Source organism: Photobacterium aquae, assembly GCF_001029445.1.
Classification (GTDB): Bacteria; Pseudomonadota; Gammaproteobacteria; order Enterobacterales; family Vibrionaceae; genus Photobacterium; species Photobacterium aquae.
Genome location: NZ_LDOT01000009.1, coordinates 17,681 through 33,487, shown reverse-complemented (window position 1 = coordinate 33,487; position 15,807 = coordinate 17,681). Strand labels below are relative to the sequence as shown.

General features: G+C 50.6%; 11 protein-coding genes. 4 read left to right on the top strand and 7 right to left on the bottom strand.

All coding sequences use genetic code 11. The features are described from left to right. Window positions 1-85: 85 nt before the first annotated feature. Window positions 86-1,225: a GGDEF domain-containing protein gene (locus ABT56_RS08120; RefSeq protein WP_047878382.1), complete on the top strand. Its 1,140-nt coding sequence runs from the start codon at window positions 86-88 to the stop codon at window positions 1,223-1,225. Window positions 1,226-1,298: 73 nt separating this feature from the next. On the opposite strand, the gene ABT56_RS08115 is transcribed toward ABT56_RS08120, so the two are convergent. The 4 genes from ABT56_RS08115 to aspA all read right to left on the bottom strand — a co-directional run bounded on the left by ABT56_RS08115 (window position 1,299) and on the right by aspA (window position 7,798). Then, the gene (locus tag ABT56_RS08115; RefSeq protein ID WP_240478284.1) at window positions 1,299-3,092 is read right to left on the bottom strand and encodes a protein-disulfide reductase DsbD; all 1,794 of its coding nucleotides are present in this window, start codon (window positions 3,090-3,092) and stop codon (window positions 1,299-1,301) included. A gap of 236 nt (window positions 3,093-3,328) precedes the next feature. Beyond that, window positions 3,329-4,219, bottom strand: a complete 891-nt coding sequence (locus tag ABT56_RS08110) for a LysR family transcriptional regulator (protein ID WP_240478280.1) — start codon at window positions 4,217-4,219, stop codon at window positions 3,329-3,331. A 705-nt stretch (window positions 4,220-4,924) separates the two neighbouring features. Beyond that, window positions 4,925-6,232, bottom strand: a complete 1,308-nt coding sequence (locus ABT56_RS08105) for an anaerobic C4-dicarboxylate transporter (protein WP_047878380.1) — start codon at window positions 6,230-6,232, stop codon at window positions 4,925-4,927. 102 nt (window positions 6,233-6,334) lie between these two features. Then, window positions 6,335-7,798, bottom strand: coding sequence for an aspartate ammonia-lyase (gene aspA / locus ABT56_RS08100; protein WP_047878379.1), 1,464 nt, complete (start codon window positions 7,796-7,798; stop codon window positions 6,335-6,337). Window positions 7,799-8,256: 458 nt separating this feature from the next. Between aspA and ABT56_RS08095 the strand changes: the two genes are divergently transcribed. Next, complete coding sequence (locus ABT56_RS08095; RefSeq protein WP_047878378.1) at window positions 8,257-8,823, top strand: FxsA family protein; 567 nt, start codon at window positions 8,257-8,259, stop codon at window positions 8,821-8,823. 66 nt (window positions 8,824-8,889) lie between these two features. On the opposite strand, the gene ABT56_RS08090 is transcribed toward ABT56_RS08095, so the two are convergent. Further along, entirely contained in the window at window positions 8,890-10,260 is a 1,371-nt protein-coding gene (locus tag ABT56_RS08090) for an MATE family efflux transporter (protein WP_047878377.1), read from the bottom strand. 208 nt (window positions 10,261-10,468) lie between these two features. Between ABT56_RS08090 and ABT56_RS08085 the strand changes: the two genes are divergently transcribed. Both ABT56_RS08085 and groL read left to right on the top strand, forming a co-directional pair. Next, window positions 10,469-10,759 (top strand): co-chaperone GroES, encoded by a 291-nt coding sequence (locus ABT56_RS08085; RefSeq protein ID WP_047878376.1) that lies wholly within the window; start codon window positions 10,469-10,471, stop codon window positions 10,757-10,759. Window positions 10,760-10,800: 41 nt separating this feature from the next. Then, complete coding sequence (gene groL / locus ABT56_RS08080) at window positions 10,801-12,447, top strand: chaperonin GroEL (protein WP_047878375.1); 1,647 nt, start codon at window positions 10,801-10,803, stop codon at window positions 12,445-12,447. 947 nt (window positions 12,448-13,394) lie between these two features. On the opposite strand, the gene rimK is transcribed toward groL, so the two are convergent. Beyond that, entirely contained in the window at window positions 13,395-14,303 is a 909-nt protein-coding gene (rimK, locus tag ABT56_RS08075; RefSeq protein ID WP_047878374.1) for a 30S ribosomal protein S6--L-glutamate ligase, read from the bottom strand. A 243-nt stretch (window positions 14,304-14,546) separates the two neighbouring features. Next, complete coding sequence (gene alr, locus ABT56_RS08070; RefSeq protein ID WP_047878373.1) at window positions 14,547-15,767, bottom strand: alanine racemase; 1,221 nt, start codon at window positions 15,765-15,767, stop codon at window positions 14,547-14,549. Between the last annotated feature and the right edge of the window lie 40 nt (window positions 15,768-15,807).

Sequence of the window (15,807 nt, the reverse complement as noted above, 5' to 3'; positions counted from 1 at the left end):
AAATAATCGTATTGATGGTTCAAGATTGCAGTAAAATGGCCGTTCAATTTTAACTTCTTGTCTTTTACGTAGGATCTAACATCGTATGCCTCGCCAGTTAACGCCTGAAATGGATGGGCAAAGCTATTTTGAGCACCAACAGCTTTATCGCCAACAACAAGGATGGAAACTCGTTTCGCTGACTTTCCTGTTTTTATTTGTGCTGGTGGCAGTAGAGGTTTTTGCCGTGCGCCAATACGAACCCGAGGGGGCTAAACTCCTGGTGCAGGTTATCGCATGCGCGGTGATGGGCGGGCTATTGCTGCTGGCAAGCCTGCGCCATCTTATCCCGTCGGTGATGCGCTGGCAGGTAATATCGTCGGTCATGGCGCTGATTTTCGGCCTTGGCTGGGCGGCGCTGTTTATGCTGCCGCTTTATGGGGGGCGCTATGAGTCGGTCGCCCTGTACAGTGACTTGTTTACCATTATCGCGGTGATCGGCTTTTTCAGTTACCGCAGTGCGACCTATTGTGCGGTGTTGCCAGTACTGGCAGCCTGGATGGTGTCGGATATGGTCGTCGCGGGCAGTATGCAGCCCTTGGTCTTTTTCACCGCGATGGTGAGGCTGACGATCGTGGTGGTGGTGCGTGAGTACCTGTTTTACTGGTTCCACTCATCGGTTTGGCGCAGTTATGAAGAGCAGCGCTTGCGCCTGGAGCTGGCCAACGTTGCATTGATCGATAACGTGACCGGCCTGCAAAATGACCGCCATTTCTCGATGATGCTCTCGCGTGAGGTGCTGTCTGCGCGGCGCCAGAATACCGCCCTGTCGGTTGTTGCGCTCTATATTGACCCGCTTCGTGAGCACGGTATGACTTACGGTCAACAGGAGGCCAAGGAAGTGCTGCGCCGTATCGGTCGCGGTTTGCGTCGGGGGGTGTTCCGCCCGCGCGATTTTCTTGCCCGTCAGGGCAATGATGAGTTTGCCCTGCTGCTGCCTTATACCAACGAGGAAGGCGCTAAGATCGTCGCAGAGCGACTGAGTGAGCAGGTCCACCTGAGCTGCGACCATACGATTCGCGAGCGATTGAAGAAGCCGGTGGCGGTGAAAGCCGTTGTGCTGGAGTGGCAGCCAGACATGAGCGAGGTGATGGTGCGCCAGTTGCTCCGGACATCGCTGGAGGCATTGCGCGAAGAGAATGCGGAAGGGGACTGTGTGCGTATCTTGGGCCACAACCTTCAGTAAGACTCAGAGAAGAGCATAAAGAAAAAGCGTCTAGAGATAGACGCTTTTTTTATATCTGCAGGGCGAGCGGCGATTATTGAGCTAGCTGGTGGTTTTGCAAATGGTCGAGGAACGGCCCGGCTTCCATGAAGCCTGTCAGGCGGGCACCGTTGATACGGTTGCCCTGCGTGTCCCAGAATTCCAACGTTGGCAGCCCGAGAACATCCATCTGCTTGAGCAATTCGATATCGGCAGGGGTATTGCGGGTGACATCAGCCTGCAGCAAAACGAACGGTTGCAGCTTTTCGGCAACAGCCGGGTCGTGGAACGTGTATTTTTCGAATTCCTTGCAGGCCACGCACCAGTCGGCATAGAAGTCTAGCATCACTGGCAAGCCCTGAGCTTTGGCATCGGCGAGTGCAAGATCCAACTCGTCGATATTGCTGATGGTTTTGAAGGTGACACTCGGGGCTGGCAGGGTCTCCGTAGTTGCCGTGCTCTTGCCGGTCAGCAGCGGGTAGAGCGGCTGTACTGACAGGAACAGGCCGACGATGGCCACGACGGCCAAGGTGCTGCTACGCCATGAAACGGTCAGTGTCTGCTTGACGTGGTAGAGCCAGCCGAAGGCGGCAACGCCCAGCAGTGCCCACAGATAAGGCATCAGGTTGTGCGGCAGGATACGCTCTAGCAGGAACAGCGGGACGGCGAGAAGGACGAAACCGAAGAAGGTTTTGACGTGGGTCATCCAGTTGCCGGCCTTTGGCAGCAGGGTATTACCGAACATCGCTGCCAAGATCAGCGGGATACCCATACCGATGGCAAGGGCGTACAGGGCAACAGCCCCGGTCAGCAGATCACCGCTCTGGGCGACATAGATCAGGGCGCCGGAGAGCGGGGCGGTGGTGCATGGCGAGCAGACTAAGCCGGAGATCGCCCCCATCGCGAAAACGCCGCCGCTATTGCCGCCTTGCTGCTTGTTGCTCAGCCCATTGAGCCATGTCTGGACGCTGCTTGGCAGTTGCAGGGTGTAGGCACCGAACATTGAGAAGGCCAGTGCAACAAACAACACGCTTAGGCCGATCAGGATATACGGATGCTGCAAGGCGGCCTGAAACTGCATCCCCGCCGATGCCACGACCAGGCCAAGCAGGGTATAGGTCAGGGCCATACCCTGAACATAGGTGAAGGCAAGGCGGAAAGCGCGGCCTTGGCTGAGTTGGCCGTTGCCAAGCACGATACCGCTTAGGATCGGATACATCGGCAGGACACAGGGGGTAAAGGCTAGGCCGATCCCTAGCGCGAGGAAGATCAGCGGCGTCCACCATTGGTCAGCCAGCTTGCTGGCAAGCTCATCCTGCTCAGATAGTGGGGGAGTGACCGTGGTATTGGGTTTGTGTGCACTTACTTTTTCAGTGCTTCCTGACAATGGCTGATTGTCGTTCTGTGTGCTTACCGCGGCCCCTGTTGCAGGGACTGCTGCTGGGGCTGAGGTGTTAGCGACTACGGCGGTCAGCGGGATCTGGCGGACTTCTGGCGGGTAGCAGAAGCCGGCCTCGGCACAGCCTTGATAGCGCACGGTCAGGGTGTCGCTGTTGGTTGCCGCATTGATCGGTACACTCAGAGTGAGGGGCTGGGTGTAGATATTGACCTTGCCGAAGAATTCGTCGTTATAGGGCTTACCCTGCGGGATATCTACCTTGCCCAGTGTGGCGTTGCTGCTACTGACAGACAGCTGGTGCTGGTAGAGGTAGTAGCCGGGCTTGATGTGCCAGTCGAGGTAAACTCGGTTGCCCTGCTGGGTGAAGTTGAAGGCGAAGGCTTCGTCGACAGTGACAAATTGGTTCTCGCTGCTGGCAAAGCCGGGCAGGTCGAAGGTATAGCCCGGCATACTGGTTAGCAGCAGGCAGGTTGTCAGGCTAACTGTAGCCAGTAGGGATAAGGTGCGGTGCACCGTGCCGTGTAGGCGCTGTAATAATGTCATCGGAACTGACTCGTCTCTGAGTGCCCGGAAACACGCCGGGCGGTATCACGAAAAGGGACCCATTGCCGCGCATCATAGCAGCAATGGGTATACCTATCACTATACTCGGTGAGACCGTGCTTTGATGGGTTTGGTTTCAACACTCAGGAAGAATGTTGGAAGGCATCCCGCATGAAGTCGATGAAGAGCCGGATATGGGCGGGGAGATAGCCCATTCGCTGGTAGAGCATATAGATAGGGCGCGGCGGCGAATGCCATTGCTCCATCATGGTGGTGAGCTGGCCGCTTGCTAGGGCATCGGTGACTACATAGTTGGGGAGGCAAGCAATACCGAGCCTATGAATGGCAGCCTGCTTGATGCTGTTGAGATCGGCAATAGCCATCCTGACCGGCGAGTTGATCCAGATAGTTTCACTTTGCCCTTTGTTAGTTAGTGCCCACTCAAATTCGGGCACGCTGGCCAGCCTGGAATGCTGGTTGAGATCGTCGGGATGCAAGGGGGCACCGAATTGAGCCAGATAATCGGGGCTAGCGACCAAGATACGCTGTGACTGGCCGATACAGGCAGCGGCAAAACTCGAATCAGCCTGTTCACCGACGCGAAAGACCACGTCGTATTGTTCGGGGCTGTAGTCGTGGTGCTGGTTCGACAGATGAGTCAGCGACAGGGTGATCTCCGGATATTGGGCCAGAAATTGGTTGAACAGCGGGGTGAGCCGATAGGTCAGCAACCCAACCGGTGCCGAGATGCGCAGAGCGCCGCGTGGATCGCTATGGCTGCTGTCGTGCAACTCGGAAGTGGCAGCCTCCAGCTCGCTTAGCAATGGCTGGCAGCGGTCGGTGTAGCTCTGTCCGAGTGGGGTCAGGGATACATTGCGGCTGTCGCGGATCACCAACTGACTGCCGAGAGTGTCTTCAAGCCGCTGGAGGCGGCGGCTGAGTGTTGTCGGGGGGATATCCAATGCACTGGCGGCTGCTCTGAAACTTCCGTGTTGGGCAATCGCAATCAGGGTGCGCAGGTCATCTAACTTCATACCATTTTTGCATCGCTGCATAACGCTTTTACCTCTATAACCGCGGTGTCTCAGCCGCTATTATGTTTTGGCAGGCTTTCCTGTCTTGCCTGCTCTGTAGCAAAAAAGAGACATGATACCGGTTCACTCGTTGGGATTGACGATTGCTCCGGACAGGGCAAATATGTTGGAATCCATATTTGTTCTTGTCTTCGCCCTAGGACGGGGCGGAGACAGTTATTTTCAAGTTTACCTATCTTTATGGTTCGCTTCCTGAACCACTCCTTCATTCTCTATTCTTTGTTTTCGGGTGTTTATCACCAAGGCCTCTTGCGTGCCTCGTATGGGCGTATTCGTATTGAGCCCCTACCTGCTTGCAGTACCGTTCGTTCTCACCCGCGATAATTGCTTTGCCATTGAATGTAAGCGTGTACTTACACACTCTTTGACTCCAGATATTACTGGATAAATCCTATATCCCCTACGCTATTTCTTTAACTGTTTTAGGGGAGGAAGGATGCTTGGCGGATAGATAAAAATAAAGCAGCTTCCCTTAAGAACATACAGTTACATCAGTGCTATCTGATTGCAAAGAATAGCAAAGAGGATGTCTAACTTGCTCTGTTAGAGCTGGTACTGGAAGCGGTGAGGCCAGATAACTTTATCTGTCTTCTATATATATGAAAAAGGCTGCCCTGAGGCAGCCTTTGAGGTTCTTGCGGTGGTTTATAGAATCATGCCACCAACAACGAAACCAAGAATAACCGATGTTGCGATAGTCACCACGCCAGGGATGAAGAATGGGTGGTTGAAGACAAGGTTACCGATACGGGTTGAACCTGTGTCGTCCATTTCTACTGCCGCAAGCAGTGTTGGGTAAGTTGGTAGTACGAACAGAGCACTTACCGCTGCGAAAGATGCGATAGCAGTTAGCGGTGCAACGCCGATAGCCAGTGCCGCAGGCATCAGGGCAGTTGTTGTTGCGCCCTGAGAGTAAAGCAGCATAGAGGCAAAGAACAGTACCATCGCCAGCATCCATGGGTAGTCTTTCAGTAGAGCGCCCGCAACTTCTTTGATGCCGTCAACGTGGCCGTTAACGAAAGTAGAACCAAGCCATGCCACACCCAGTACACACACACACGCTGTCATACCAGAGCGGAACGTTGGTGCTGATGGGATTTTCGCAGCGTCGATGCCAGTTGTGAATACGATAGCAGCAGCGGCAGCCAGCATGAATGTCATGATTGCTTCGTTACGGCCTAGGGCTGGGTTTTCGATTAGGCCAATAGAGCTTGAGATAGCCGCTGCGTAAGCAACAACAATCACGATAGCAGCCAAGAAGATGAAGGTTGCTTTCTTTGCAGAAGCAGGGATTTCACGCTTGGTTGTGCCTTGTAGTTTGATTAGGCCTTTTGCCAGACGCTCTTGGTAAACTGGATCGTCTTTTAGTTCACAGCCTAGGAAGTTAGCAACGAAAGCACCAACCATACAAGCAGCAAAAGTTGTTGGGATACAGATAGCAAGCAGCGTTAGGTAGCCCACTCCGAGCGGTTCAAGAATGCCTGAGAAGAAAACAACCGCAGCGGAGATAGGCGATGCTGTAATCGCGATTTGTGAAGCAACCACGGCAATAGACAGTGGACGAGAAGGACGGATGCCTTGCTCTTTGGCTACTTCAGCGATAACTGGAAGTGTTGAGAATGCAGTGTGGCCAGTACCTGCCATTAGGGTCATCAGGTAAGTCACGATAGGTGCGTAGAAAGTGATATGTTTAGGGTTTTTACGCAGGAAGTTCTCGGCTAGTTCAACCAGCCAGTCCATACCACCGGCGACCTGCATGGCAGCGATTGCGGTGATTACAGACATGATGATAAGGATTACGTCGATAGGGATGTAGCTTTGGCTTGTTGGCATGCCCAAAATAAGGGAAAGCACGATAACACCGGCGCCACCTGCCAGACCAATACCGATACCGCCGATTCGTGCGCCAAGGAAAATGAACGCGAGAACGACTAAGAGTTCTATTCCAACCATATGATTGTCCTGTCTTTAAAGTTAATAAATATAAAATGGGAAATCTGTAGCAAAAAATGGCGGATCTTCATCCTGAAAATCCGCCGGGTTTGTCGTTACTTATTAGTTGTAACGCTTCGCTTTATATTCTGGGTGCATTAGGTTCTGAACAGAGAAGATGTCATCTAGCTGCTCTTCGGTCAGTAGACCGCGCTCTAGGACAACTTCACGTACGCTCTTACCTGTTTCAGCACAGATCTTACCTACGATGTCACCTTCGTGGTGGCCGATGAACGGGTTCAGGTAAGTTACGATACCGATAGAGTTGAACACGAAGCTTTCGCAAACTTCTTTGTTCACTGTGATACCGTCGATGCACTTGTCGCGAAGGTTAATACATGCGTTCTTCAGCAGGTCGATTGACTCGAATAGTGCCTGACCGATTACTGGCTCCATTACGTTCAACTGAAGCTGACCAGCTTCTGCTGCGAAAGTGATGGTTGTGTCGTTACCGATAACCTTGAAGCAAACCTGGTTAACCACTTCTGGAACAACTGGGTTAACTTTTGCAGGCATGATTGAAGAACCTGCTTGCATTTCAGGTAGGTTGATTTCGTTCAGACCCGCACGTGGGCCAGAAGAAAGCAGACGTAGGTCATTACAGATCTTAGATAGTTTCACTGCAGTACGCTTAAGCGCGCCGTGAACCATTACGTAAGCACCACAGTCAGAGGTTGCTTCGATTAGGTCTTCTGCTGGTACGCAAGGAAGGCCAGTTACTTCAGCTAGACGCTGAACTGCTAGCTCTTGGTAACCTGTTGCCGCGTTCAGACCAGTACCGATCGCAGTTGCACCTAGGTTAACTTCAAGCAGAAGCTGTGCAGTGTACTGAAGGTTTTTGATTTCTTCTTTTAGAAGAACCGCGAACGCACGGAATTCCTGACCAACAGTCATTGGTACAGCGTCCTGTAGCTGGGTACGGCCCATCTTCAGGATGTCTGCGAACTCAACGCTCTTCGCTTCGAAACCTTCTTTTAGGTATTCCAGTGACTCAAGCATAGTCATGATGCTGTTGTATACAGCAACGCGGAAACCTGTTGGGTAAGCACAGTTTGTAGACTGAGACTTGTTAACGTGGTCGTTAGGGTTGACGATGTCGTATTCGCCTTTTTCCTTGCCCATAAGCTCTAGTGCAAGGTTAGCGATAACTTCGTTGGTATTCATGTTTACAGAAGTACCAGCACCGCCTTGGTAAACGTCTGATGGGAATTGATCCATGCACTTGCCTGTTTCAAGGATCACATCACACGCTTTGATGATGAACTCGCCAACTTCTGATGGGATTGCGCCTAGCTCTTTGTTAGCCATCGCAGCGGCTTTCTTAGTGAAAACCATACCGCGAACGAATTCTGGTACATCAGAAATAGTCGTCTTAGAGATGTTGAAGTTTTCAACAGCGCGAAGAGTGTGAACACCCCAGTATGCGTCTGCAGGAACGTGACGCTCACCTAGTAGGTCTTCTTCGATACGGGTTGCAACGTTGTTTACCATTGCTTCATTCTTTTCAATATCAATCATCTGAGACATAACGTAGCCTTAGTGGAATCTGCTAATAAAATTCATATATAGAGCCAATTCTGTAACCTTAGAATCCATTCCGCAGAGAGTTTGGCTAGATGATCGTACCTGACACCTATTGTATGAGGCCGATAATACTCCCCTTTAGGGGTAAAAACATAACCCAGATCACTTTTTGAAGCACACTGAAAACATTTACACTGTAATGAGATCTCTCTCACAAATTCTGTTAATAATCCATGCCCTATTTATATTGGAAAATGACCAATTATGACAATATGTGAAGTGAATGTTGTATGGGGGATGAGGGAGCTATAGTAACGGTTGGTTACGATATATGCTTATAGAGCAAAGTTGAAAATGGCCTTTTTGCTCCCATTATTACTAAACGAGGTTCGGTGTTATGTAGCAATGAGGAATCGTGCTACAGCGCTGGCCGTTATATTTCAAACTGCAAGGGGAAAACCGTGTTTCCGATTTTACTGTTTATGTTTATTGTTGTGCCGATTGTCGAAATCGCCCTGTTCATACAGGTCGGCGGATTTCTTGGGCTTTGGCCGACAGTAGGCTTGGTATTGGTGACGGCGGTAGTCGGGGCATCTTTGGTGCGCAGTCAGGGGATCGCAACCTTGCTGTCGGTACAAAACCGCTTGCAGCAAGGGGAGTTGCCCGCTCAGCAGATCGTTGAAGGGGTGATGCTGGCGGTTGCCGGTGTGCTGCTGCTGACACCGGGCTTCATGACCGATGCGATGGGGATGGCGGTGTTGCTGCCAGCGCCGCGGGCCTGGTTGGCCAAGCAGTTGATGAGCCGAGTCAAGGTTCAGGGGATGGCATCTGGAAATGGTTTCAGTGCTGGATTTGGCAACCAGCAGGGATTTGGCGGGCAGGAACCGTATGATTCAGATCCATTCCGCCATTCTGGACATGATAATGGAAAGGATCATGGTGGCGATGTGTTTGATGGTGAATTCGAACGCAAGGATGACGATCGTAAGCGAGACAATAACAATGATGACAATCCCCGCTTACATTGATTAGGCAAAAAATTGTGAATAAAAAAGACGGCCTTGGCCGTCTTTTTTTATTCATGCTGTTAATATTTAAAGTTGGTTTTTATGCCCGTTTTTACTTACATCACGACGTAATTTTAGGCCATAACAATAGGCTCCTATCCCTGCGATAGCATTGGCGAGAGCAATGCCGATAAACAGGCCTTCAGTACCATGAATATGGCGGCCAAGCCAAGCCGCAGGAAGGAGCAAGCCGAACAGCCGAAGTAGATTCCATTGCAATGCCTGTACTGATTTGTGCATGGCATTGAGTGCACTGACTAGCAGTAGGCAGACAGCCTGCAGGCCATAACTGGCCGGAACGACAATCAGGTAGTGCCAGAGCTGATGGCGGACAGCCTCATCCTGGCTAAATAAAGACGAGATCGGCCAGCTCAGCGGAACCATCATCACAAAGACCAGTAGCTGGAACAAAATGGCAAAGCGCATAGCGGTAAATAGGGCGGAAAAGGCTCGCTCGGGCTGCTTCGCCCCGAGATTCTGTGCCATGACCGGCATCAGTGCCGATCCCAATGCCATCATTACTGTGACCAGTATTGATTCTATCCGCATTGCCGCACCGTAGGCGGCGACAGACGCGGTGCCCTGTGCGGCCAGCAGGCTCATCAGCAGGGTGCCGGAAAGCGGGTTGAGGGCATTGGACAAGCCTGCAGGGGTGCCGATATGCAGGATTTGTCGCCAGTCGTGCCACAGTTTTGCCAACTGTGGCCTGGCTGCGAGCTTTTCACGGGCAATCAGTACATAGAGCGATCCGGCAAGGGCGAATGCCCAGCTGATCCCGCTGGCAATAGCCGCGCCTTTGACGCCCAGTTCAGGAAACGGGCCGGGCCCGAAGATCAGTAAAGGATCCAGTACACCATTAATTGCCCCTGCGAGGATCATGATCATTGCCGGGGTCTTGGCATCTCCGGTTGCTCGGATCGCGCTGTTGCCTGCCATCGGGATCACCAGTAGCGGGATAGTCAGATACCAAATAGACATATAGTCATGGATGACGGGCAGCAGACTGGCCTTGGCCCCGATCAGGGTAAATAGCGGCTCGATAGTCAACAGGCCAATTTGGGCGGCAATGGTGACCAAGACAATGGCAAGTAGCAGCCCGTGGGTTGTCAAACGGGCTGCCGAGCGGGTATCCCCGCTTCCTAGCAGGCGGCCGATGCTGGTGGAGATCCCGACGCTGATCCCCATCGTGATACAGTTGAGGGCAAAGGTGATCGGAAAAGTGAAACTGACCGCAGCCAGTGCCTCGGTACCGAGTAGGGAAATAAAGAAGGTATCGACCAGATTGAACATCAAGATCGCCACCATGCCGAAGATCATCGGGATAGTTAGGCGGGTCAGTACCGTCGGAATTGGGTCGGATAGTAACCCGTGTTTATCGGGTGTCGTCATTGTAGCCATCGTGATTTGAGTCGGAAATGCTCGCCTACCCTAAAGCAAAGAATGTGATCGGGCAAAAACTCTATTGCACTAAATTGAAAAAAAATCGCCATAAGACTTGGGATCTCGAAATTAGACCCAACATGTCTAGGTATTAGAGGAAGTGCAGGGCGTCGGAGCCCGTACTTTTATATTGTATGGATATTACCAAAATCAGGAGAGACGACCGATGAACATTCGTCCTTTACATGACCGAGTTATCGTTGAGCGCCAAGAAGTTGAATCAAAGTCTGCGGGCGGCATCGTTCTAACTGGTTCTGCAGCTGAAAAATCTACTCGCGGTAAAGTACTGGCAGTAGGTAAAGGCCGCATTCTGGAAAATGGCTCTGTACAGCCATTGGACGTAAAAGTTGGCGATACTGTTATCTTTGCAGAAGGCTACGGCACTAAATCTGAAAAGATTGACGGTAAAGAAGTCCTGATCATGTCTGAAAACGACATCATGGCAATCGTTGAATAATCCGATCACCTCAAATTTAGAATTAAGAAAGGAAGACTGACATGGCTGCTAAAGACGTAAAATTTGGTAACGATGCACGCGTTAAAATGCTAGAAGGTGTAAACATTCTGGCTGATGCGGTAAAAGTAACACTGGGTCCTAAAGGCCGTAACGTGGTACTGGACAAATCTTTCGGTGCACCGACTATCACTAAAGACGGTGTTTCTGTTGCGCGCGAAATTGAATTGGAAGACAAATTCCAGAACATGGGCGCACAGATGGTTAAAGAAGTAGCGTCTCAAGCGAATGACGCTGCTGGTGACGGTACTACAACAGCAACAGTACTGGCTCAGGCTATCATCAAAGAAGGTCTGAAAGCGGTAGCTGCTGGCATGAACCCGATGGATCTGAAGCGTGGTATCGACAAAGCTGTTGTCGCAGCTGTTGAAGAGCTGAAGACTCTGTCTGTACCTTGTGCAGATACCAAGGCGATTGCTCAGGTAGGTACAATTTCTGCTAACTCTGATGCAACCGTCGGCAACATCATCGCAGAAGCGATGGAGCGTGTTGGCCGTGATGGCGTGATCACTGTTGAAGAAGGCCAGGCACTGCAAGACGAGCTTGATGTTGTTGAAGGTATGCAGTTTGACCGCGGTTACCTGTCTCCTTACTTCATCAACAACCAAGAAGCGGGCAGTGTTGATCTGGACAACCCGTTCATCCTGCTTATCGACAAGAAAGTTTCTAACATCCGTGAATTGCTGCCAGCCCTTGAAGGCGTAGCTAAGGCATCTCGTCCACTGCTTATCGTTGCAGAAGACGTAGAAGGCGAAGCACTGGCAACATTGGTTGTGAACAACATGCGCGGTATCGTGAAAGTGGCTGCTGTGAAAGCTCCAGGCTTTGGCGACCGTCGTAAAGCGATGCTTCAGGACATCGCAGTACTGACTGCTGGTACGGTTATTTCTGAAGAAATCGGTCTTGAGCTGGAAAAAGTTCAGCTGGAAGATCTTGGTCAGGCTAAGCGCATCACTATCACCAAAGAAACCACGACTATCATCGATGGTATGGGTGAGGAAGAGATGATTGCTGGTCGTGTTGCACAAATTCGTCAGCAAATCGAAGATGCAACGTCTGACTACGATAAAGAAAAACTGCAAGAGCGCGTAGCGAAACTCGCTGGCGGTGTTGCGGTAATCAAAGTCGGTGCAGCTACCGAAGTTGAAATGAAAGAGAAGAAAGACCGCGTTGAAGATGCCCTACACGCAACCCGTGCAGCGGTAGAAGAAGGCGTGGTTGCTGGTGGTGGTGTTGCGCTGATCCGCGCTGCTGCCAAAGTAGCTGGTCTTGAAGGCGACAACGAAGAGCAAAACGTAGGTATCCGCGTAGCACTTCGTGCGATGGAAGCGCCAATCCGTCAAATCACTAAGAACGCAGGTGACGAAGAGTCTGTGGTTGCCAACAACGTACGCGCTGGCGAAGGTAACTACGGTTACAACGCGGCAACGGGCGAATACGGCGATATGATCGAGATGGGTATTTTGGACCCTACAAAGGTAACTCGTTCTGCACTGCAGTTCGCAGCGTCTGTTGCTGGCCTGATGATCACCACAGAAGCGATGGTAACTGACCTACCAGCGAAAGATGCACCATCAATGCCTGATATGGGTGGCATGGGTGGCATGGGTGGTATGGGCGGCATGATGTAATGCGCCTATCTCACTGAGATAGCACCTTTTGGTGATGAACGGAGGCTTAGGCCTCCGTTTTTTTATGCCTAATTTTTATCATTATTGTTCTATTCTCACCTCTAGTGTTGCGGCAGTGGTACGACTATCTCTGTGCAGGGTTTGTTGTGAAAAAAGCTCAAAAAGCTGAACGCAAATAAAGCCATTATAAATCAATGCCTTATGTGTAAGTGATTGGCTTTTTCTCTATCATGTTTATTTTGATCATGAAAAAGCTAACTATTGAGTAAAAAGCTGTACGCAGTAGTGTCTTTTATCGATATTTATCGCTAAATAAGCTGTATTAGTTCGCTCGGGAAAAATATCAAAAAGCTGTACGTTATTTATTTTCTTTAAATTCAATCGCTTACAAATGTAGTTTGGCATTTTTCCTATTGGTGTAATGGTGCTCACCTTTTAGCTGAGTATTGCATGGAAAGCTGAACGTGAGTTGCTCTCTATTGAGTGGAGCAAATCGCATTTGGTTGCCATGGTTCCTACAAGAAAAAGCATAAAAAGCTGTACGCGCAAAAAATTGTTGAAAAACAATAATTTAATATGTTTATTGTGTTTTTTTATCTTAGGTGTGATTTTGTTCAGGAATTAGCTGTTACATGCTTGATAAGCTGTACATCATGGGTGTAATTGTTGTTTTTGTACGGATTTAGTTTGTCAGGGAAAAAGGTAGAAAAGCTGAACATAAATAAATTTACTTAATAAACAAAGTTTTAGGTTGTTTGTTTGGAGGTTTTGTATGCCAGGTGTGAAATTGCACACCATTTTGCTGATAATGAGCAGTAATGCTGTACGTTCGCTTGGTGAAGCCTTCGGGGGCATTCAGGCGAGAGAAGATAAATGGGGAGCTATAAAGGGGATCGACAAAAAAGCAGCCAGACGGCTGCTTTTAGGAAAAATAGTTGGTGTAGGGCTTATTGCTGGTCGTTGCGACGACGGTTGGCTGCCTTGCCTGCATTTTTCTCGATGAACTCGACAATCATCCCTGCGATGTCCTTGCCTGTCGCCCCTTCGATGCCCTCTAGGCCCGGAGAGGAGTTCACTTCCATGACTAGTGGGCCACGGTTCGAGCGAAGCAGGTCAACACCGGCGACGCTAAGGCCCATTGCCTTGGCGGCGGCAACGGCTGTCTTGCGCTCTTCTGGCGAAATACGGATCAGCGAGGCACTGCCGCCTCGGTGTAGGTTAGAGCGGAATTCACCCTCTGCGCCTTGGCGCTTCATGGCAGCAATGACTTTGTCGCCAATGACGAAACAACGGATGTCTGCACCGCCTGCTTCTTCAATGAATTCCTGAACCATGATATTGGCTTTCAGGCCCATGAAAGCCTCAATAACGCTCTCTGCGGCTTTCTGTGTTTCTGCCAGAACGACACCGATACCTTGGGTACCCTCAAGCAGCTTGATAACCAGCGGCGCGCCACCAACCATTTTGATTAGGTCTGGCACATCGTCAGGCTTGCTGGCAAAGCCGGTAATAGGCATACCAACGCCTTTGCGGCTCAGGAGCTGCAGCGAGCGTAGCTTGTCACGAGAGCGCGTGATGGCAATCGACTGGTTGACCGAAAACACATCCATCATTTCGAATTGGCGCAGGACTGAGCAACCGTAGAAGGTAATATCAGCGCCAATGCGCGGGATGATGGCATCGAAGCCTGTTAGATCTTGGCCTTCGAAATGGATCGAGGGTTTGACCGAGTTGATATTCATGTAGCAGCGCAGGGCGTTGATAACAACGGCTTCATGGCCTCGTTGTTCTACAGCTTCAACCAAGCGGCGAGTGGAGTATAGGTTTTCGTTCTGGGACAGAATGCCAATTTTCATTCGCTTTCTCGTATAGATATAAGGGGAATTAATGTTCTGTGAATACGAAGTTTGGCTGTCTTCGCGAACAGCAAGTTGGAGCGCGACTATGCGCCTTGTCGGGAGAAAAAGCGAGCGAATTGACGATGATCTTTTTTTATCATCACCATTTGAAAATTTTTCCAATGATGTAAAAACGGCCAGTCGTAAACTGGCCGTAAACCTAGAAGGTGATGAGCAGAATTCGCCTTCTTTAACGAGGGCTTAGAGGTAAATTTTAGGGTTTGTCGCGCCCCACAGAGTGTAGATTTCTGGCAGGATACGGCCGCTGTTGGCTTCGGTTTCAGGGCTGGTGATTTGATCTTGGCCCTGATGGCCGAATAGCACGACTTCGTCGTTTGCCTTGGCATTTTTGATGTCGGTAACATCAACCATGACCGTATTCATTGATGCGGCACCAACAACTTTGGCGCGCTGGCCGTTGATGAGCACTTCACCTTTGTTGCCTAGCGAGCGGGCAAAACCGTCTGAGTAGCCGATAGGCAAGTTGGCAAGGACAGAATCACGCTCAAGTTTGGCGGTGCTGCCGTAGCCCACAGTGCTGCCCGCAGGGAAATGGTGCAGCGAAGCGATGCGAGTTTTGAATTCCACGATACGCTTGAAATCGCTCGGTGCAGGCATGTCACCGTATAGCAGGCCGCCAGGGCGAACCATGTCAAGGTGGGCTTCCGGTACGTTCAGGGTCGTGAATGAGTTGGCAACGTGCAGGGTGATATCTTCACGCTCTAGATCTGCACTGTCGATTAGCCATTGCGTTTCTACTTTAAAGCGATCAACTTTGCGTTTGATTTCTTCGACATCTTCGTTCGGGAAGTGAGTCATCATACCGACGATTCTCAGATTTGGATCGCCCGCGATTTGTACGCCTTCAACCTGACCTTCATAAGTGGTGAGATCTAGACCGTTACGACCCATGCCTGATGTATTCAGGGCTAGGTGAACCGGAACCGTCGTGTTGTGCGCAGAGGCGATATCGATAATCTGCTCCGCTTGTGCCTTCGTGCCGATCAGCTCTTCGATTTGGTATTGAATGCCATGTTCAATTTCGTTGCGACTTGCGGAGCGAACACGCATTAGCTGACCATTAAAACCACTGGCGCGAACAATACGTGCTTCTTCGTTGCTGGTAATACCAATACAAGGGATATGGTTGCCAATAACGGTAGGCATTAGGCCCTCAATACCATTGCCGTAGGCATCCGCTTTCATGATTGCACAGATTTTGGAACCCGCGCTTAGGCGATTTTGTAGCGTCTGGATGTTGTCGCTGAAAGCTTGAGTATTGATTTCCAACCAAGCATTGCTTGCTGCAATACGAGATTCTGCGTTAGGTGTTTGGCTTGCCTCGTTAAGTAGCGGGGCTGCATGGGCGTATTGCATGCCACCTAGTAGGGCTAGGGCAATGAGGCTTAGACGTGTTTTCATAGATATTCCTGAAGATTGTTTCCGGCGTGTTGGAATGTTT